This is a genomic window from Pseudomonas sp. 2822-17 (assembly GCF_002742485.1).
In the GTDB taxonomy this organism is placed as follows: Bacteria; Pseudomonadota; Gammaproteobacteria; order Pseudomonadales; family Pseudomonadaceae; genus Aquipseudomonas; species Aquipseudomonas cyclaminis.
In genome coordinates, this window is record NZ_LJRZ01000281.1 from 1 (window position 1) to 231 (window position 231).

The following is a 231-nucleotide window of genomic DNA, read 5'->3' on the forward strand; positions in this document are numbered from 1 at the left end:
GTTCAATGGCGCCTGGTTCATTTGTTGCAATGACACACTTAAGTGGCGAGGAGTCAGCTATTCAAAATTGGGAGGCAATTAATGAAGAGTTTTTCATTTTCCCTTCCAGTACTGCGAGACAAGTACGTTCTAATGAATCAAATGCATTTGAACAATTTAAAGGTGACATGGAACAATTTATGGGAAGGTCTTTAGGCATTGTCGGTAGAGGGCGCTATAAAAATGACACGT

At 40.3% G+C, this 231-nt stretch carries 1 protein-coding gene; it reads left to right on the plus strand.

The features are described from left to right. Positions 1-231, plus strand: a 231-nt coding sequence (locus tag AOA60_RS32145; RefSeq protein ID WP_178075318.1) for a CamS family sex pheromone protein, incomplete at both ends; no start/stop codon positions are given.